The following is a 19,101-nucleotide window of genomic DNA, read 5'->3' as shown; positions in this document are numbered from 1 at the left end:
TTTTTTTCGAGGGCCCGGGGGGGGGCGGGGGGGGGGGGGGGCGGCGCCCCCCCCCCCCCCCCCCCCCGGGCGGGGGGGCCCCCCCCCCCCGGGCCCCCGGGCCGATGAGCGGGCGACGAGAATCGAACTCGCGTGACTAGTTTGGAAGACTAGGGCTCTACCATTGAGCTACGCCCGCGCGATCCCCCGGTCGTTGCCGGCCGGAAGTTCGGGGGACAGCGTACCTGGTCCGGTCGCTTCCGTGCACACCGGATTCTGCGCGCGCTCCCTCGGACCGCCCCCGAATATGTCGGCGAGCCGCCAGGGCCCGACGTGTACGCTTCCTCTCGGCACCACGGGGTGTGGCGCAGTTTGGTAGCGCGTCCGCTTTGGGAGCGGAAGGCCGTCGGTTCGAATCCGGTCACCCCGACAGTGCGGCAGGGTCTCGTCCACCGTGGCGGGGCCCTGTTCTGTTCGGGCCCGACGGTGGCGCCTGGCGTCCGCCTTTCGTGGTACCGGTAGGATGGGGCGCTGGCGGTAGTCCCTGCGGTGTCAACCCAGGTCAACCGCACGAGGGCGAGGAGTCACTCTCACCGTCCACCCCCCACGGGAGATGCAGCTCCAACCCTTCATCGCCCGTCTCGCCCGACCCATTCGTACGGCCTCGGCCGGCGGCCGGGAACGGCGGAGGCAACCTGACCGCAAGCCCATAGGAGACCTAACCGTGAAGAGCGCCGTCGAGACTCTGAACCCGACCCGGGTTCGACTCACCGTCGAGGTGCCCTTCGAGGAGCTCAAGCCCAGCCTCGACGCGGCGTACAAGAAGATCAACCAGCAGGTCTCGGTCCCGGGCTTCCGCAAGGGCAAGATCCCGAACCGGGTCATCGACCAGCGCTTCGGCCGTGGCGCCGTGCTGGAGGAGGCCGTCAACGACGCCCTCCCGCGCTTCTACACGCAGGCCGTCGACGAGGGCAAGATCGAGGTCCTCGGACAGCCCGACATCACCAACATCGAGGGTGTCGAGAAGCTCGCCGATGGCGGCGACCTGAAGTTCACCGCCGAGGTGGACATCCGTCCGGAGATCACCCTTCCGGACTTCGCCTCCATCGAGGTGACCGTCGACCCGATCGTCGTCTCCGACGAGGACATCGAGAAGTCCCTGGAGCAGCTGCGCGAGCGCTTCTCCTCGGTCAAGGACGTCGAGCGCGCCGCGGCCGCCGGTGACATCGTGGTCGTGGACCTGATCGCCAAGGTCGACGGCGAGGTGCCGGAGGACGGCACCGCCAACGGCGTCAGCTACGAGATCGGCTCGGGCCGCCTGATCGACGGCATCGACGACGCCGTGACCGGCCTGGAGGCCGGTGGCACCGCCACCTTCTCCACCGAGCTCAAGGGTGGCACCCAGGCGGGCCAGACCTCCGAGGTCACCGTCACCGTCACCGCCGTCCAGGAGAAGGAGCTGCCCGAGCTGGACGACGAGTTCGCCCAGCTGGCCAGCGAGTTCGACACCCTGGAGGCCCTGCGCGACGACTCCCGCAAGCGCCTGGAGCGCATGAAGGAGTACGACCAGGCCACCCAGGCCCAGGAGAAGGTGCTGGACGCCCTGCTCGGCCTGGTCGAGATCGAGTTCCCGGAGAAGCTCCTCAAGGACGAGGTCGAGACCCGCAAGCACAACCTGGAGCACCACCAGCTCCAGCCGATGGGCCTCGACATCGACAGCTACCTGGAGACCCAGGGCAAGACCCGCGAGGAGTGGGACGCCGAGATCGAGGAGCAGGCGAAGAAGGGCATCAAGACCCAGTTCGTCCTGGACCAGATCGTCGCCGACGAAGAGCTGGGTGTTAACCAGGAGGAGCTGACCGAGCACCTCATCCGCCGCGCCGCCGGCTCGGGTCTCACCCCGGACCAGTTCGCGCAGCAGGTCGTCCAGGGTGGCCAGGTGCCGCTGCTGGTCGGCGAGGTCGCCCGCGGCAAGGCGCTGGCCACCGTGGTCGAGGCCGCCAAGGTCGTCGACACCGAGGGCAACGAGGTCAACTTCGACGACGAGGACGAGACGGCCGAGACCGTCGAGGCCCCCGCCGCCGAGGAGAAGACCGAGGCCTGAGTGCCCCGGTAACCCCTGAGGTCTGCGACGGGCCCGGACGCCGTACGGTGTCCGGGCCCGTCGTCGTCCCCCGGGGCGGGCCCGACCCTGCGCTCACAGCGAACAGTTCTGCGTGAGGGATTCTGCGGCCCGGCCTGCGCGTTAGGGTCCTTGGACAGCACCAATCACACCGTGATACCCGGAAGCTGTGCGACATCGTGACGGCCGTGGAGCGACCGTCCAAATCGACTGAGCAGGTGGCTAAGTGACGTTCCCGCAGATGCAGATGCCTGGCCCGATGGCGCCGCACGCCGCCTCTGGTGACGTGCTCGGCGGCCTGGGCGACCAGGTGTACAACCGGCTGCTCAACGAGCGGATCATCTTCCTCGGCCAGCAGGTCGACGACGACATCGCCAACAAGATCACCGCCCAGCTGCTGCTGCTGGCCGCGGACCCGGAAAAGGACATCTTCCTTTACATCAACTCCCCGGGCGGTTCGATCTCGGCGGGCATGGCGATCTACGACACCATGCAGTACATCAAGAACGACGTCGTCACCATCGCGATGGGCATGGCGGCCTCGATGGGCCAGTTCCTGCTGACCGCCGGCGCCAAGGGCAAGCGCTTCTCGCTGCCGAACGCCAACATCCTCATGCACCAGCCGTCCGCCGGCCTCGGCGGCTCCGCCACCGACATCCGCATCCAGGCCGAGCAACTGCTGCGCACCAAGAAGCGGATGTCCGAGCTGATCGCCTTCCACAGCGGCCAGTCCTTCGAGCAGATCACCAGGGACTCCGACCGCGACCGCTGGTTCGCGCCGGAGGAGGCCCTGGAGTACGGCCTGATCGACGCGATCATGCACAGCGCCGCGGACGTTCCCGGCGGCGGCGGCACGGGCGCCTGAGCCTCGGCCCGGCCCACGAGACCACAGCCACAACGCCCCGGAGGACAAGAACCCCCATGATCATCCCCAGCCTGTCGGCCGCCCAGGCCCGCGTCGAGGACATGCGCGCCGAGGGTCGCTACATCGTCCCGCGCTTCGTCGAGCGCACCACGCAGGGCATCCGCGAGTACGACCCGTACGCCAAGCTGTTCGAGGAGCGCATCATCTTCCTCGGCTCGCAGGTCGACGACGTCTCGGCGAACGACATCATGGCGCAGCTGCTGTGCCTGGAGTCGATGGACCCGGACCGCGAGATCCAGATGTACATCAACTCGCCCGGCGGCTCGTTCACGGCCCTGACGGCCATCTACGACACCATGCAGTACGTGAAGCCGGACATCACCACGGTCTGCATGGGCCAGGCGGCCTCCGCCGCGGCCGTGCTGCTCGCCGCCGGCACCCCCGGCAAGCGGATGGCGCTGCCGAACGCCCGCATCCTGATCCACCAGCCGTACACCGAGACCGGCCGCGGCCAGGTGTCCGACCTGGAGATCCAGGCCAAGGAGATCTTCCGGATGCGCGAGCAGCTGGAGCAGATGCTCTCCAAGCACTCCAACAAGCCGGTGGAGCAGGTGCGCGAGGACATCGAGCGCGACAAGATCCTCACCGCCGAGGAGGCCCTGGAGTACGGCCTCGTCGACCAGATCATCTCCACCCGCAAGACCTCGCTGACCTCCTGAGGCCGGCACCCTCCGAGGCGGGGCGCGCATCCTGCGTGCGCGCTCCGCTCCGGGTCGTCGGCGGCCTCCGCAACGGCATCTGTTCGGTATCAATTCGCCCAGGGCGTAGGGCAGACCCGGCGAAGAGGACGGAATCAGGGGCCCGGCAGAGTACCGTCGGATAGCGAGACCGATCGCCGTCGGCGTTGACGGTCCACAGCACCAGGCCCCGGAACTTCTGCGGGGCCCCTGGCGAAGGGGAAGCACCTCGTGGCACGCATCGGAGACGGTGGCGACCTGCTCAAGTGCTCGTTCTGCGGCAAGTCGCAGAAGCAGGTGAAGAAGCTGATCGCCGGCCCAGGCGTGTACATCTGCGACGAGTGCATCGACCTGTGCAACGAGATCATCGAGGAGGAACTCGCCGAGACCTCCGAGGTGCGCTTCGAGGAGCTGCCGAAGCCGCGGGAGATCTACGAGTTCCTGGACCAGTACGTGGTCGGCCAGGACCTCGCCAAGAAGGCCCTGTCGGTGGCGGTCTACAACCACTACAAGCGCGTCCAGGCCGGCGAGGCGGGCCGCAGCGGCGGCAACGGCCGCGAGGACGCCATCGAGCTGGCCAAGTCCAACATCCTGCTGCTGGGCCCCACCGGCTCCGGCAAGACGCTGCTGGCGCAGACCCTGGCCCGGATGCTCAACGTGCCGTTCGCGATCGCGGACGCCACCGCGCTGACCGAGGCCGGGTACGTCGGCGAGGACGTCGAGAACATCCTGCTCAAGCTGATCCAGGCGGCCGACTACGACGTCAAGAAGGCCGAGACCGGGATCATCTACATCGACGAGATCGACAAGGTCGCGCGCAAGAGCGAGAACCCGTCGATCACCCGGGACGTCTCCGGCGAGGGCGTGCAGCAGGCGCTGCTGAAGATCCTGGAGGGCACCACCGCCTCGGTGCCGCCGCAGGGCGGGCGCAAGCACCCGCACCAGGAGTTCATCCAGATCGACACCACCAACGTGCTGTTCATCGTCGGCGGCGCGTTCGCCGGCCTGGAGCGGATCATCGAGGGCCGGGCCGGCGCCAAGGGCATCGGCTTCGGCGCCAACATCCGCTCCAAGCGGGAGTCGGACGCCAGCGACCACTTCCGCCAGGTGATGCCCGAGGACCTGGTGAAGTTCGGCATGATCCCCGAGTTCATCGGCCGGCTGCCGGTGATCACCAGCGTCCACAACCTGGACCGCGAGGCGCTCCTGCAGATCCTCACCGAGCCGAAGAACGCGCTGGTCAAGCAGTACCGCAAGCTCTTCGAACTGGACGGCGTGGAGCTGGAGTTCTCCCGGGACGCGCTGGAGGCGATCGCCGACCAGGCGATCCTGCGCGGCACCGGCGCGCGCGGTCTGCGGGCCATCATGGAGGAGGTGCTGATGTCCGTGATGTACGAGGTGCCCTCGCGTCAGGACGTCGCCCGCGTGGTGGTCACCGGGGACGTGGTCTCCAAGCACGCCATCCCCACCCTCGTCCCGCGCGACATGATCAAGCGCGAGCGGCGCGAGAAGAGCGCCTGACCCGCGCCCGCCGCATCCGCAAGGGCCCCGCACCGACCGGTGCGGGGCCCTTCGGCATCTCCCGGTGCCCGGAGGGTCACCGGCGGTTCCCGGTGGACTACTTGGGGACCTCGGCGACCGCGCGCAGGTCGCGGGTGTCGGCGGCGAGCTTGTCCAGGTCCGGCTGGGCGCTCGGGTCGGCCACCGTCATGACCATCACCAGGCCGCTGCTGTCGGCCCAGGCACAGATGCCCATCGTGGTCCCGGCCTCGCCCTCGCCGCCGACGACGGTGGCGCACTCCATCGCGCCGCCCTTGGGGCCGGCGTCCACCACGTGCCGGTTGTCGAGCTTGCGACCGGTGGACGCCATGCCCTGGAACGCCTGGTTCAGTTCCTGCTTCGGCGCCAGGACCTTGCCGTAGCCCCCGAACACGACCAGCTGAGGGTCCGACTGCGCGTTCTGGTAGAGGGCGCCCACCCCGGTGGGGCTCCAGTTGCCGTCGCCCTTGCCGAAGCTGGAGGTGAGCCCCTTCTCCAGGGTGTCGGCGACCTGGGGGTCGTCGCTCTGGCGCAGGTCCTTGAACGTGGCCGGCAGGACGATCTTCTGGGTGCCCGCGCTGCTGGCGACGTCGTAGACGAAGTAGGCGAGCGCGCCGCCGCCCAGCAGCACGAAGGCGCCGACGACGCCGAGCACGGTCCAGAGCGTCTTGCGGGACTTGCGCGGCGGCGGCACCGGCGGGTAGGCGCCGTACCCGGGGTAGGCGCCCGGCTCGCCGACCGGCGGGTAGCCGGGCGGGGGGCTCTGCGGCGGGATGCCGCCGTAGCCCGGCGGGGCCGGCGGGGGCGGCGGTGCGTCGTGTCCCGGCTGCGGCGGGGGGCCGTAGGGGTTCTGCTCGGTCACGCGAGGCCTCTCTGATGGCGATGCCCGGGTGCCGCCCGGCGCGGCCGGCGGCGGCGGGGACGTGGTGGTGACGTGGCGGGGCGGTGCCCCGGTTACTTGGCGACGACCATGGCGTCGCGGATCGCCCGGGTCCTGTCCGCGGCCTGGGCCGGGGTGAGGCCCTGGCCGCCGCCGGTCAGGCTGATCTTGCTGAAGGTGATCCGGCCGGTGGTGGACTTGTCCGCCCACACGCAGACCGTGGGCCCGGCCTTGCCCGCGATGACGCTGGCCACGCCGCAGGCGAGCTTCGCCGAGGAGCTGTGGCCGTCCTGCGCCGGGAAGTCCGTGAGCGGCGTGGACCAGGTCAGCCCGCCGCTGTCCTTCTTCGAGTCGTCGATGATCTGGCCGGGGTCGTTGAGCTCCCCGTAGACGCCGACCACGGAGAGCGTGTCGAGCGCGTCGGAGCCCTTGCTGTAGCTGGCCACCAGCACGTTGAGGTTCTTGCCGAACTTCGCCGCCTCGGGCTTGGCCGGGTCGACGGCCTCCTCCTTGGCCGACTTCTGGGTGTAGCCGTCCGGCAGCGACTGCGGCGCGGAGATCTTGTACTGGCCGCCCTGGTCGTCGCCGAGGAACTTCCACGCGGCGAAACCGCCGCCGCCCAGCACCAGCGCGCCCACGACCAGGCCGACCACCAGGCCGGTCCGGCCTTTCTTCGGCGGCGGCGGCGGGTAGCCCGGCTGGCCCGGCTGGCCGTACGGGGCCTGCGGCGGGTAGCCGTACGGGGGCTGCGGGGCGCCGTACGGCTGCTGCGGGGCGCCGTAGGGCGGCTGGGGAGCGCCGTAGGGCTGGCCGTCCTGCGGCGGGTAGCCGTACTGGGGCGGCTGCTGCGGGGCGCCGTAGGGCGGCGGCGGTTGCGGCGGGCCGTACGGGGGCTGACCCCCGTACGGCTGAGGCTGTCCCTGCGGTTGTCCCTGCGGATACTGCTGGCCCTGGCCGTACATCTGCGTCCGTGCTCCCCCGCCGCACCCGCGGCCTGTCGTCGTGTCGTCCCGGGGTCCGTGCGGACACCGGACGAGTGCCCGGGAACGGTACCGTACGGTGTCCTCCGCCGAGCCGTTCGGGCGGGTCGCGTCCGCGCGGAGAAAGCGGTTCGTAACACGGGCCTGCGGTTACGTAAACTGTGCGTCGTGACCGACACGACGAACCAGCACCCCGTGAGCACCTTTGCCGGGGACGAAGCAGCCACTCTCCCGACGACCTACACCCCCGCGGACGTAGAGGGCGAGCTGTACGAGCGCTGGGTAGAGCGTGGCTACTTCACCGCGGACGCCAAGAGCGACAAGCCCCCGTTCACCATCGTCATCCCCCCGCCGAACGTGACCGGCAGCCTGCACCTGGGCCACGCCTTCGAGCACACGCTGATCGACGCGCTGGTCCGCCGCAAGCGGATGCAGGGCTACGAGGCGCTGTGGCAGCCCGGAATGGACCACGCCGGCATCGCCACCCAGAACGTGGTCGAGCGCGAGCTCGCCAAGGAGGGCAAGTCCCGCCACGACCTGGGCCGGGAGGCCTTCGTCGAGCGCGTCTGGAAGTGGAAGGCGGAGTCCGGCGGCCAGATCTCCGGCCAGATGCGTCGCCTGGGCGACGGCGTGGACTGGTCCCGCGAGCGGTTCACCATGGACGAGGGCCTGTCCCAGGCCGTCCAGACCATCTTCAAGAAGCTCTTCGACGACGAGCTGATCTACCGGGCCGAGCGCATCATCAACTGGTGCCCGCGTTGCCTGACCGCCATCTCGGACATCGAGGTGGAGTACCAGGACGACGACGGCGAGCTGGTCTCGATCCGCTACGGCGAGGGTGACGCCTCGATCGTCGTCGCCACCACCCGCGCCGAGACGATGCTGGGCGACACCGCGGTCGCCGTCCACCCGGACGACGAGCGCTACCGCCACCTGGTCGGCACCGAGATCGAGCTGCCGTTGACCGGCCGTCGGATCCCGGTGGTCGCCGACGCCCACGTCGACCCGGAGTTCGGCACCGGCGCCGTCAAGGTGACGCCCGCGCACGACCCGAACGACTTCGAGATCGGCCAGCGGCACGGCCTGCCCTCGGTCGCCGTCATGGACGAGCACGCGGTCATCACCGTGCACGGCCCGTTCCTCGGCCTGGACCGGCTGGAGGCCCGCTCGGCGATCGTCGCCGCGCTGCGCGCCGACGGCCGGATCGTCGCCGAGAAGCGCCCGTACGTCCACTCGGTCGGCCACTGCTCGCGCTGCAAGACCACCATCGAGCCGCGGCTGTCCATGCAGTGGTGGGTCAAGGTGGGCCCGCTCGCGAAGGCCGCCGGCGACGCGGTCCGCGACGGCAAGGTCAAGATCCACCCGCAGGAGATGGAGAAGCGCTACTTCGACTGGGTCGACAACCTGCACGACTGGTGCATCTCGCGCCAGCTGTGGTGGGGCCACCGCATCCCGGTCTGGTACGGCCCGAACGGCGAGGTCGTGTGCGTCGGTCCGGACGAGCAGCCGCCCACCGGCGAGGGCTGGCACCAGGACAACGACGTCCTGGACACCTGGTTCTCCTCCGGGCTGTGGCCGTTCTCCACGCTCGGCTGGCCGGAGCAGACCGAGAGCCTGGCGAAGTTCTACCCGAACTCCGTCCTGGTCACCGGCTACGACATCCTGTTCTTCTGGGTCGCCCGGATGATGATGTTCGGTCTCTACGCGATGGACGGCACCCCGCCGTTCCACACCATCGCGCTGCACGGCATGGTCCGTGACCAGAACGGCAAGAAGATGTCGAAGTCCTTCGGCAACGTGGTCAACCCGCTGGACTGGATGGACAAGTACGGTTCGGACGCGCTGCGCTTCACGCTGGCGCGCGGTGCCAACCCGGGCGTCGACGTGCCGATCGGCGAGGACTGGGTCCAGGCGGCCCGCAACTTCGCCAACAAGATCTGGAACGCCACCCGCTTCGCGCTGATGAACGGCGCCACCGTCGAGGGCCCGCTGCCCGCGCCGGAGGAGCTGACCGCGACCGACCGCTGGATCCTGTCACGCCTGAACAGCACCGTCGCCGAGGTGGACGCGCTGTACGAGGACTACCAGTTCTCCAAGCTGTCCGAGGCGCTGTACCACTTCGCCTGGGACGAGGTCTTCGACTGGTACGTCGAGCTCTCCAAGACCACCCTGGCCAAGGGCGGCCCGCAGGCCGACGCCGCGCGCCGGGTGCTCGGCGAGGTCCTGGACGTCACGCTGCGGCTGCTGCACCCGATCGTGCCCTTCGTCACCGACACCCTGTGGACCACGCTCACCGGCGCCGAGTCGCTGGTCATCGCCGACTGGCCGACGGACAGCGGCTACCGCGACGCCGAGGCCGAGGCCGAGATCGCCACGCTGCAGCAGGTGGTCACCGAGGTCCGCCGGTTCCGCTCGGACCAGGGCCTCAAGCCGGGCCAGCGCGTCCCGGCGAAGCTGGAGCTGGACGGCACCGTGCTGGCCGTCCACGAGGACGCGATCCGCTCGCTGCTGCGGCTGACCGTCCCCGAGGAGGGCTTCGCGGCCACCGCCTCGCTCCCGGTCGCCGGCGCCACCGTCGCGCTCGACCTCTCCGGCACCATCGACGTCGCGGCGGAGCGCAAGCGCCTCGCCAAGGACCTCGCGGCCGCCGAGAAGGAGAAGGCACAGACCACGGCCAAGCTCGGCAACGAGGCGTTCCTCGCCAAGGCGCCGGACGAGGTGGTCGCCAAGATCCGGGGCCGCCAGGAGGCCGCCGAGGCCGACATCGCCCGGATCACCGCCCAGCTCGCGGCGCTGCCGCAGGGCTGAGCCCGCACCGGTCCGTGAGGGGCCGCACTCCGCGACGCGCGGGGTGCGGCCCCTCCGGCGTTTCCGGGCGGCTCGGCCGGGCGCGGCGGCGGTGTTCTTTTTGCTACGCCTAATAGCCCATCAACATTGCTCCCTTCCGGCGAATATTCATCCTGGACCGGGTGAGGTCCTATTCCTTCCGAATTCATTCCGGTCTTGCCCGCGCGGGTTCGCGGAAGTTTGCAGGTCGGATGTGTACGGTGTGCACGGAGTTTCTGACGGGTGTTTCTGCTGAGCGTTCCTGCTGAGCCGACGGACGGGAGGGCATGGCGTGGTGGTGACCGAGGAATTGGCCGGCGAACTGCCTGCCGAGGCGGTGGAGGAGGCCAAGGCCAGGGCGGCGACCCTGCTGCTGGCGTTCCGTCATGGCAACCAGCTCGCCTTCGACCACGAGCTGGACCTGCTCCTCGCCGAGCGGGCCGAGCGCGAGGTGACCACCCTGCTCGCCTGGATCGCCGCCGAGGCCGTCCGCAAGGCGTACGCGCCCGAGGTCGGCGACCGGGTGCTGCGGGCGATGGCCCGGCGTGCCCCGGCCGACAACGGCGCGGTCGCGGTGGACGAGGAGAGTGCGGACGCCGCCCGGCTGATCGAGGCGGTGGCCGCCGGCGAGGTGGCCGAGGTGCGCGGCCTGGTCGCCTCGACCGCCGACACCACCTTCCTGCTCGGCGGTCTGCTCCAGGGCGTCGCGATGATGCTGCCGCTGCTGCCCGAGGGCGAACTGGCCGAGATCACGGCCGAGTTGCGCCGCCGGCACGGCGGGCCCGCGGCCCACGTCCCGGAGGCCCGGGCCGGGGTCTGAACCCCGGTCCGGGGAGGGGCGTCACGGCATGGCGTGCAGGTGCGCGCCGATGGTGCCCGCGACCGGGTTGCCCGCCTTGGCGTCCCAGTTGGTCGACCAGGTCATCGCCCCGCCGATGCCCGGCCAGGTGGTGTCGGGCTTGTAGCTGCCGCAGTTGGTGCCGGCGGCCAGGCAGTCCAGCGCGTTGTCGACCACGCTCGGGCTGACGTACCCGCCGCCCGCCGCGCTGGTGGAGGCCGGCACCCCGAGCCCCACCTGGTCGGGCCGCAGCCCGCCCTTGAGCTGGATGCAGGCCAGCCCGGTGAGGAAGTCCTCGGTGCCCTGCGAGTAGACGTTGCCGTCGCAGCCGTTCATCGCACCGGAGTTGTAGTACTGCATGTTGACGATGGTGAGGATGTCCTTCACGTTCAGCGCCAGCTTGAAGTACTCCATGCCGGTCGACTGCATGTCGATGGTCTGCGGCGCCATGGTGAGGACGAACCCGCTGCCGCTCTTCGCCGCCAGCGCGTGCAGCGCCTGGCCCAGGTAGACGGCGTTGACGCCGTTCTCCAGGTCGATGTCGATCCCGTCGAAGCCGTAGCCCTGCATCAGCGCCCGGGCGGTGTCGGCGAAGTTGGCCGCCGAGGTCGGGTCGCTCACCGACACCGTGCCGTTCTGCCCGCCGACCGAGAGCACCACCTTCTTGCCGGCCGCCCGCTTGGCCGCGATGTCGGCCTTGAACTGGGCGTCGGTGTAGCCGCCGAGGCGGGAGGAGAGGGCGGGGTCCAGGGTGAAGCCCAGCCCGCCCGGCGTGCTGGTGGCGTCGGCGAAGGAGACCGCGATGATGTCGTAGGCGGCCGGGACGTCGCTGATCCGCTGGACGGTGGCGCCGTTGTCGAAGTTCTGCCAGTAGCCGGTCAGGATGTGCTTGGGCAGGCCGGGCGGCTTGCCGGTCGAGGTGGCGGTCGGGCTGCCGGTGCCGGTGTCCGTGGGGGAGGGGCTGCCGGTGCCGGTGGGGCTCGGGGACGTGGTGGCGGTCGGGCTCTGGGAGGGCTGCGGGCCGCCCGGGCCGATCAGTGAGACGTCGTCGGCGAGGAAGGCGGGCTGCCCGTACCAGCCGTGCAGGTAGACGGTGACGCTGGTGGTGCCCGGGCCGGTGGTGAAGCCGGTGCTCAGCTGGGCCCAGCCGGTGGAGTTCGTCCAGGTGCCGGGGTCGGTGCCGCCGGTGCCGCGGGCACCCAGGTAGACGTACGAGCCCTGGACCCAGGAGCTCAGCGTGTACGTCGAGGAGGGCTGCACGGCGACGGTCTGGGTGCACTCGCCGGTGTCGCCCGAGCCCGGGGTGGACTGCAGGGCGTAGCGGCCGGAGTGCGTGGTCGTGCTCTGGACGGCGCCGTTGCCGCAGGACCAGCCGGACAGGGTGCCGGTCTCGAAGCCACCGTTGGTGATCAGGTCGGGGTCGGCGGCCTGGGCGCCGGTGCCGGTGGCGAGGGCGAGCCCGCTCAGGCCGAGGGCGACGGCGCAGGCCCCGGCGAGCAGGGTGTGGGCGGCGCGTGGGCGCCGGTGTCGGGCAGGTGGCATGACTCCATCTCCTGTGGGGGAGGCCCGGCGGCGCGCCTGGGGTGGGGGTGGAGCGCCGTCCGGGGTGTCGATGGTGCGCGTGCGGGAGCTACCGACAACTCAAGTCCCTGTCGGGGAAGGAGACTTGACTCACAAGGTGGAGTAGACCAATCTGGCTGTCAAGAGGGCGCTAGGCGGCCGACGGCCGTGCCGTGGAGTCGGCTGCTGCGGTGCCGAATGCTCCGGCGTCGGCTGCTCCGGTCTCCGCTGCTCCGGGCTCGGCCGGCTCGGCGACCGCGGCGGTGAGCGCGGCGATCCGCGCCGAGGCCAGGCCGTCGCCGTACGGGCTCGGGGTGGCCGCGAGCCGGGCGAGCCGCTCGGGGGTGTCGGCCAGCCAGGCCCGGGCCAGCTCGCCCAGGTCCTCGTCGGGGCCCACCAGCGCGGCGAAGCCCGCCGCCACCGCCTCCGGACGCTCGGTGGAGCGGCGCACCACCAGCAGCGGGCGGCCGAGTACGGTGCACTCCTCCTGCACGCCGCCGGAGTCGGAGACCAGCAGCGCGGCGTGGCTCGCCAGACCCAGGAAGTCGGCGTACCCGACCGGCCCGGTGACGGCCAGGCGCTCCAGCAGGGCGTCCAGTGCGAAGCGCTCGACGGCGGCCCGGGTGCGCGGGTGCATCGGGAACAGCACCGGGGTGCCCGCCCGGGCGATCCGGTCCAGTTCGGCCAGCACGGCGCCCAGCGCCTCGGCGGTGTCGGTGTTCTCCGGGCGGTGCACGGTGGCCAGCACGTAGCCGTCCGGGCGCAGCCCGTGCGCGGCGAGCAGCGCGGCGCGGTCGGCCGCGGCCGGCAGCTGACGGCGGACCACCTCGACGACGGTGTTGCCGGTGAGCGCGATCCGCTCCTCGGCGAGGGCCTCGGCGCGCAGGTTGGCGACGTTGTCCCCGGTGGCGGCGCAGAGCAGGTCGGAGACGTGGTCGACCATCACCCGGTTGTGCTCCTCGGGCATCGCCCGGTCGAAGCTGCGCAGCCCGGCCTCGACGTGCACCAGCGGGATCTCCCGGGCGTTGGCGGCCAGCGCCCCGGCGAGGGTGGCGTTGGTGTCGCCCTGGACGACGACGGCGGCGGGGCGGTCCTCGGCGAAGGCGGCGTCCAGCTGGCCGAGGGACTGGGCGATCTGGCCGGCCCGGGGGCGCCCGCCGACGCCGGTGAGCAGCTCGGGGCGGGGCAGGTCGAGGTCGCGCAGGAAGCGGCCGGACATCGCCTCGTCCCAGTGCTGGCCGGTGTGCACCAGGCGGGTGGCGTCGCCGAGTTCGTGGATCAGCGGGGCGAGCTTGACCAGTTCGGGGCGGGTGCCCAGGACGACGGCGACGCTGGCGGGGGGAAGGCACATGCTCATGGGGAGGCTCCGAGGGGGTGGGGCAGCTCAGGGCTCGGGCGCGGGGCTCAAGCGCGGGGCTCAGGACTGAGACTCAGGACTCAAGGGCGGTGGGGGAGCCGAGGGCGACCTTCTCGGCGTTGCGCCGGGTCTTGGCCCAGCCGTTGCGGCCGAGCAGCATCCGGACGGCGGCCCGGGTGGCGACCACGAAGAGGTGGTAGGCGTAGAGCCAGATCAGGACGCCCCAGAGCAGTCCGGTGAGCCGGCCGCGGTCGGGGTGGACGAGCCGGCGGTAGGCGAAGCCCCAGAACACCATCGGCAGGGTGGCGACCGCGAAGGCGAGCAGCATCCACGGGCCGAACCTGACGTGGAAGTCGGCGGTCTCGGCGGGGAAGAGCACCAGCCCGGCCGCCGTGATCCCGAGCGAGAGCGGGAACAGCAGGACCAGCAGCACGCAGACGACGGGCTGCAGGAAGGTGTACAGCACCTCGGCCTTGCCGGACCAGGTGTAGAAGGGGGAGCGCAGCACCCGGCCGGTGTAGCGCAGGCACTGCATGTTGCCCTGGGCCCAGCGGGTGCGCTGGGTGAGGAAGCGGCGCAGCGAGATCAGGCCCTCCTGGGAGACCTGGGTCTCGGTGACGTGGGTGAGCCGCCAGCCGGCCAGGCGCAGGTCGAGGCCGGACTCGTAGTCCTCCAGCAGGGCGCGCTCGGGCCAGGGGCGGCCGGCCCGGCCCTCCTCGGCGGTGAGCGAGTCGAGGGCGGTGAGGCGGACGAACTGGCCGTTCCCGCCGAGGCCGACGCTGCCGGTGCGGCGGCGCAGCAGCTGCATGCCGGCGTTGTTGGCCTGGAACTCGACGTCCTGCATCCGGACCAGGGCGCGGGCGAACGCGTTGGCGGTCCGGCCGCGGCCGGGCAGCGGGAGTTCGTCGTCGGCGTTGCGCATCCGCACGCCGATCTGGACGGCGCCGGTGTCGGGGCGGCCGAGCGCCTTGTCGTTGCAGACCTGGGGGAGGGTGCCGGGGTCGAGCCGTCCGTCGGCGTCGACGACGCCGATCACCACGCGGGAGCGGTCGGTGTTCTCGGGCAGCCAGGCGGTGATCTCGCGGTAGGCGGCGTTGAGGGCGGCGCCCTTGCCGATCCGGGCGTGCGGGCGGCGGCGCTGGACGAGGTGGACGCGGTCGTCGTGGGCCGCGGCGGCGAGGACGAGGTCGCGGGTGGCGTCCTCGCTGTCGTCGTCGATCACCCACAGGTGGGCCTCGGGCGCACTGGCGCGCAGGCCGGCCAGGGTCTGGGTGACCACGGCCTCCTCGTCGCGGCAGGGGATCACCAGGTGCCACTGGAAGGCGGCCGGGTCGCCGGGTTCGGCGGGCCGGTTGTGCCGGAAGGCGTGCCGGGAGCCGGCCCAGTACAGGAGGAAGCGTCCGAAGACGAAGGCCATGTAGCCGACGAGCGCCAGTGAGACCAGTCCGGCGAACCAGACGACGGCGTCCTGGCGGAGCACGATCCAGTCGTGCAGAGCGTCGGGCATGGCGTAGTACTCCTCGTGATCAAAGGCGGCGCGGCTCCAGGGGGTGCGAATCGATGCTTCGTCGCGGTTCAAATTCGCCAAAGAGATAGTAAAGGGGGCAAATTGGAAACTCCGACCAAAGTGGTCGTTCTCACCCCGTGAGGACGGCCCGCCAACCCTCCGTAGACTGTGGTCGTGAGCGACAAGGCCGACCCGAACCCGTACACCCTCCGTCCCACCGACGGCGACACCGACGACACCCTGCGCGATGTCGAGGTGGAGCTCTCCAAGCGCTGGCCGGAGAACAAGCTGGAGCCCTCGCTCGACCGGATCGAGGCGCTGATGGACATCCTGGGCCAGCCCCAGCGGTCCTTCCCCTCCATCCACATCACCGGGACCAACGGCAAGACCTCCACCGCCCGGATGATCGAGCAGCTGCTCAACACCTTCGAACTGCGCACGGGCCGCTACACCAGCCCGCACGTGGAGAGCGTCACCGAGCGGATCACCCTGGACGGCGCCCCGATCACCCCCGAGCGCTTCGTCGAGGTCTACCGCGACATCGAGCCGTACGTGCAGATGGTCGACGCGGCGCAGCCGGTGCCGATGTCCTTCTTCGAGGTGCTGACCGGCATGGCCTACGCCGCCTTCGCCGACGCCCCCGTGGACGTCGCCGTGGTCGAGGTCGGCATGGGCGGCTCCTGGGACGCCACCAACGTCATCGACGCCGCCGTCGCCGTGATCACCCCGATCGGGCTGGACCACACCGACAAGCTCGGCGAGACCACCGGCGAGATCGCGGTCGAGAAGTCCGGGATCATCAAGTCCGGTGCCGTCGCCGTCGTCGCCCAGCAGCAGCTGGACGCCGCCCAGAACATCCTGCGGCGCGCCGTCGAGGTCGACGCCACGGTGGCCCGCGAGGGCATGGAGTTCGGCGTGATCCGCCGTGAGCTCGGCGTCGGCGGCCAGCTGGTGACGCTGCGCGGGCTCGGCGGCGAGGAGTACGAGGACGTCTTCATCCCGCTGCACGGCGAGCACCAGGCGCACAACGCGGTGCTGGCGCTGGCCGCGGTCGAGGCCTTCTTCGGCGTCGGCGGCGCCCGCGGCGGGCAGCTCGACGTGGACAAGGTCCGCCAGGCCTTCTCCGGCGTCTCCTCGCCCGGCCGCCTGGAGGTCGTCCGCCGCAGCCCCACGATCATCCTGGACGCCGCGCACAACCCGCACGGCGCCCGCGCCACCGTCGCCGCCCTCGGCGAGTCCTTCGGCTTCACCCGGCTCGTCGGCGTGATCGGCACCTCCGGGGACAAGGACGTGGCCGGCGTGCTGGAGGCCTTCGAGCCGGTCCTCGCCGAGGTCGTCATCACCCAGAACTCCACCCACCGCGCGATGGACGTCGACGAGTTGGCGGCGCTGGCCGTCGACATCTTCGGCGAGGACCGCGTCCAGGTCGAGCCCCGGCTCGACGACGCCATCGCGGCCGCCGTCACCCTCGCCGAGGAGGAGGGCGACCTCGGCGGCGCCGGGGTGCTGGTCACCGGTTCGGTCATCACGGTGGGCGAGGCCCGCCTGCTGCTCGGGAGGAAGTGACATGAGGACCCTCTGCTCCTCGACCCTGATCGGCGAGGCTCTCCTGGCCATGTTCGCCGCGCTGGTCGCGATGCAGCTGTCGAGCGTCTCCACGGCCACGATCTGGATCGTCACCGGGATCGTCATGGCGCTGTGCATCGCGCTCTGCGGCATGATCAACCGCCCTGGTGCGGTGGCCGTCGGCTGGGCGCTGCAGATCGGCCTGATCGCCAGCGGCTTCATCCTGCCGACCATGTTCGGCCTCGGTGTGGTCTTCGCCGGCCTGTGGTGGTGCTCGGTGCACTACGGCCGCAAGGTGGACGAGTTCAAGGCCGCCCGGGCCGCCGCCGAGGCGGCTGCCGTACCGGTCTAGGGCCCGGACCGGCGGGCCGACACGCCGCACACGCAAGGTAATCTCTGCCGTGTCGGCTCCCGCCCGTCGGCCCGACTGCCTTGCCGTACCGAATCCCCAGGAGACGCACCGTGTCCCAGCGCACTCTCGTCCTGCTCAAGCCCGACGCCGTCCAGCGTGGCCTGGCCGGCGAGATCATCAGCCGCATCGAGCGCAAGGCCGGCTGGCGGCTCACCGCCGTCGAGCTGCGCACCTTCGACCGGGCGACGCTGGAGCAGCACTACGCGGAGCACGTCGGCCGCCCGTTCTACGAGCCGCTGCTGGAGTTCATGACCTCCGGTCCGTCGATCGCCCTGATCGTCGAGGGCGAGGAGGTCGTCCGCGGCATCCGGATGCTGGCCGGTGCGACCAACCCGCTGGAGGCCGGGGCCGGCACCATCCGCGGCGACTACGCGACGATCACCCGCGAGAACCTGATCCACGCCTCGGACTCCCCGGAGTCGGCCGAGCGCGAGATCAAGATCTTCTTCCCGGCGCACGCCTGAGTCCAGCCGGGCGACACGCCCGAGGGACCTTGGCACTGCCCCGGTCGGGACCATTGGCCCGGCCGGGGCACTTTTATCGTGAAATAAGCAACCAGAGGTGCCGACACGGCGTCCCAATGCCCGGAGAAGCGAACACGCTCCGGACAATGGACGGTATGCCCCGCATCGACGTCCGTGCCGCGCCGCGTGACTACGATGGACGCGACTCAAGGGCCCGGTAAGGCAGCTCAGCTGGCTCCGCCCGAGCGTGGGCGCGCTCTCGTCCAACCCCCCTATGAACTCCGAGCCCGGGAAGGCAACCACACCCCATGGCGAGCAACCTGTCGTTCATCGGCCGCGACTTGGCGATCGACCTTGGAACTGCCAACACGCTGGTGTACGTCAGGGGCAAGGGGATCGTCCTCAACGAGCCGTCCGTCGTCGCGGTGAACACCAACACCGGCGGCATCCTGGCGGTCGGTGCCGAGGCGAAGAAGATGATCGGCCGGACGCCGGGCAACATCGTCGCCATCCGCCCGCTCAAGGACGGCGTGATCGCCGACTTCGAGATCACCGAGCGGATGCTCCGCTACTTCATCCTCAAGATCCACCGCCGCCGCTACCTCGCCCGCCCCCGGGTCGTGGTCTGCGTGCCCTCCGGCATCACCGGAGTCGAGCGCCGCGCCGTGATCGAGGCCTCCTCGCAGGCCGGCGCCCGCCAGGTGCACATCATCGAGGAGCCGATGGCCGCCGCCATCGGCGCCGGGCTGCCCGTCCACGAGGCCACCGGCAACATGGTCGTCGACATCGGCGGCGGCACCACCGAGGTCGCGGTCATCTCCCTCGGCGGCATCGTCACCGCCCAGTCCATCCGGGTCGCCGGCGACGAGCTGGACAACGCGATCGTCCAGCACATCAAGAAGGAGTACTCGCTGCTCCTCGGCGAGCGCAGCGCCGAGCAGATCAAGATGAGCATCGGCAGCGCCTTCGGCCTGGAGGGCGAGAAGGACGAGCACGCCGAGATCCGCGGCCGCGACCTGGTCAGCGGCCTGCCCAAGACCGTGGTCATCTCCGCCGCCGAGGTCCGCGAGGCCATCGACGAGCCGGTCAACTCGATCATCGACGCCGTGAAGACCACCCTCGACCAGTGCCCGCCCGAGCTGGCCGGCGACGTGATGGACCGCGGCATCGTGCTCACCGGCGGCGGCGCCCTGCTGCGCGGCCTCGACGAGCGGCTGCGCCGCGAGACCGGCATGCCGATCCACATCGCCGAGAACCCGCTCGACTCGGTCGCGCTCGGCTCCGGCAAGTGCGTCGAGGAGTTCGAGGCGCTCCAGCAGGTACTGGACGCCTCCCCGCGCCGTTAGCACCACCGAGACATCCGACACTCAACTGAACGGGCTGGGGGGGCGGGCGCCCCCCCCCCGCGCGGGGCGCCCCCCAGACGAGGACGCGGCCCCCCCCGGTCGCGGGAGGCCTACGCCCGCCGC

15 protein-coding genes and 2 tRNA genes are annotated in these 19,101 nt (G+C 71.0%); 11 read left to right on the top strand and 6 right to left on the bottom strand.

What is annotated here, in order from left to right:
• Positions 1–107 precede the first annotated feature (107 nt).
• Positions 108–178: transfer RNA gene (locus ACFV6D_RS06755), tRNA-Gly, on the bottom strand.
• Positions 179–335: 157 nt separating this feature from the next.
• Here ACFV6D_RS06755 and ACFV6D_RS06750 point away from each other — a divergent pair.
• From ACFV6D_RS06750 to clpX, 5 genes are all read left to right on the top strand, one after another.
• Positions 336–409, top strand: a tRNA-Pro gene (locus ACFV6D_RS06750).
• Positions 410–703: 294 nt separating this feature from the next.
• The gene (gene tig / locus ACFV6D_RS06745) at positions 704–2,083 is read left to right on the top strand and encodes a trigger factor (RefSeq protein ID WP_380558769.1); all 1,380 of its coding nucleotides are present in this window, start codon (positions 704–706) and stop codon (positions 2,081–2,083) included.
• A gap of 265 nt (positions 2,084–2,348) precedes the next feature.
• Positions 2,349–2,966 (top strand): ATP-dependent Clp protease proteolytic subunit, encoded by a 618-nt coding sequence (locus ACFV6D_RS06740; RefSeq protein WP_063351100.1) that lies wholly within the window; start codon positions 2,349–2,351, stop codon positions 2,964–2,966.
• A 56-nt stretch (positions 2,967–3,022) separates the two neighbouring features.
• Positions 3,023–3,685 carry an ATP-dependent Clp protease proteolytic subunit gene (locus tag ACFV6D_RS06735; RefSeq protein ID WP_063347570.1) on the top strand — a complete coding sequence of 221 codons (663 nt, stop codon included), beginning with the start codon at positions 3,023–3,025 and terminating at the stop codon, positions 3,683–3,685.
• 249 nt (positions 3,686–3,934) lie between these two features.
• Positions 3,935–5,224: an ATP-dependent Clp protease ATP-binding subunit ClpX gene (clpX, locus tag ACFV6D_RS06730; RefSeq protein ID WP_063347569.1), complete on the top strand. Its 1,290-nt coding sequence runs from the start codon at positions 3,935–3,937 to the stop codon at positions 5,222–5,224.
• Between the two features lie 97 nt (positions 5,225–5,321).
• Here the strand turns inward: clpX and ACFV6D_RS06725 are convergent, their stop codons facing one another.
• Both ACFV6D_RS06725 and ACFV6D_RS06720 read right to left on the bottom strand, forming a co-directional pair.
• Positions 5,322–6,104, bottom strand: a complete 783-nt coding sequence (locus ACFV6D_RS06725) for a hypothetical protein (RefSeq protein ID WP_380336924.1) — start codon at positions 6,102–6,104, stop codon at positions 5,322–5,324.
• A gap of 92 nt (positions 6,105–6,196) precedes the next feature.
• Positions 6,197–7,084 carry a hypothetical protein gene (locus ACFV6D_RS06720; RefSeq protein ID WP_380490753.1) on the bottom strand — a complete coding sequence of 296 codons (888 nt, stop codon included), beginning with the start codon at positions 7,082–7,084 and terminating at the stop codon, positions 6,197–6,199.
• 213 nt (positions 7,085–7,297) lie between these two features.
• On the opposite strand from ACFV6D_RS06720, the gene ACFV6D_RS06715 reads away from it, so the two are divergent.
• Together ACFV6D_RS06715 and ACFV6D_RS06710 are read left to right on the top strand one after the other, a co-directional pair.
• Positions 7,298–9,910, top strand: a complete 2,613-nt coding sequence (locus ACFV6D_RS06715) for a valine--tRNA ligase (RefSeq protein WP_107453022.1) — start codon at positions 7,298–7,300, stop codon at positions 9,908–9,910.
• Between the two features lie 316 nt (positions 9,911–10,226).
• Positions 10,227–10,748, top strand: a complete 522-nt coding sequence (locus ACFV6D_RS06710; protein ID WP_159398426.1) for a hypothetical protein — start codon at positions 10,227–10,229, stop codon at positions 10,746–10,748.
• A gap of 21 nt (positions 10,749–10,769) precedes the next feature.
• On the opposite strand, the gene ACFV6D_RS06705 is transcribed toward ACFV6D_RS06710, so the two are convergent.
• The 3 genes from ACFV6D_RS06705 to ACFV6D_RS06695 all read right to left on the bottom strand — a co-directional run bounded on the left by ACFV6D_RS06705 (position 10,770) and on the right by ACFV6D_RS06695 (position 15,190).
• Complete coding sequence (locus tag ACFV6D_RS06705) at positions 10,770–12,308, bottom strand: chitinase (RefSeq protein WP_380558766.1); 1,539 nt, start codon at positions 12,306–12,308, stop codon at positions 10,770–10,772.
• A 169-nt stretch (positions 12,309–12,477) separates the two neighbouring features.
• Positions 12,478–13,677: a non-hydrolyzing UDP-N-acetylglucosamine 2-epimerase gene (gene wecB, locus ACFV6D_RS06700; protein ID WP_380424998.1), complete on the bottom strand. Its 1,200-nt coding sequence runs from the start codon at positions 13,675–13,677 to the stop codon at positions 12,478–12,480.
• Positions 13,678–13,756: 79 nt separating this feature from the next.
• Positions 13,757–15,190, bottom strand: a complete 1,434-nt coding sequence (locus tag ACFV6D_RS06695; RefSeq protein WP_380558763.1) for a glycosyltransferase — start codon at positions 15,188–15,190, stop codon at positions 13,757–13,759.
• A 174-nt stretch (positions 15,191–15,364) separates the two neighbouring features.
• Here ACFV6D_RS06695 and ACFV6D_RS06690 point away from each other — a divergent pair, with 174 nt between their 5' ends.
• The 4 genes from ACFV6D_RS06690 (at position 15,365) to ACFV6D_RS06675 (ending at position 18,978) form a co-directional block, all read left to right on the top strand.
• Entirely contained in the window at positions 15,365–16,756 is a 1,392-nt protein-coding gene (locus ACFV6D_RS06690; protein WP_063351097.1) for a folylpolyglutamate synthase/dihydrofolate synthase family protein, read from the top strand.
• Position 16,757: 1 nt separating this feature from the next.
• Positions 16,758–17,108, top strand: coding sequence for a DUF4233 domain-containing protein (locus ACFV6D_RS06685; protein WP_063347563.1), 351 nt, complete (start codon positions 16,758–16,760; stop codon positions 17,106–17,108).
• Positions 17,109–17,218: 110 nt separating this feature from the next.
• Positions 17,219–17,632, top strand: coding sequence for a nucleoside-diphosphate kinase (ndk, locus tag ACFV6D_RS06680; RefSeq protein WP_063347562.1), 414 nt, complete (start codon positions 17,219–17,221; stop codon positions 17,630–17,632).
• 320 nt (positions 17,633–17,952) lie between these two features.
• Positions 17,953–18,978 (top strand): rod shape-determining protein, encoded by a 1,026-nt coding sequence (locus tag ACFV6D_RS06675; RefSeq protein WP_031076009.1) that lies wholly within the window; start codon positions 17,953–17,955, stop codon positions 18,976–18,978.
• Positions 18,979–19,101 lie beyond the last annotated feature (123 nt).

Source organism: Kitasatospora sp. NPDC059812, assembly GCF_042732075.1.
Taxonomy (GTDB): domain Bacteria; phylum Actinomycetota; class Actinomycetes; order Streptomycetales; family Streptomycetaceae; genus Kitasatospora.
This window is presented reverse-complemented; position numbering and strand designations above follow the sequence as displayed.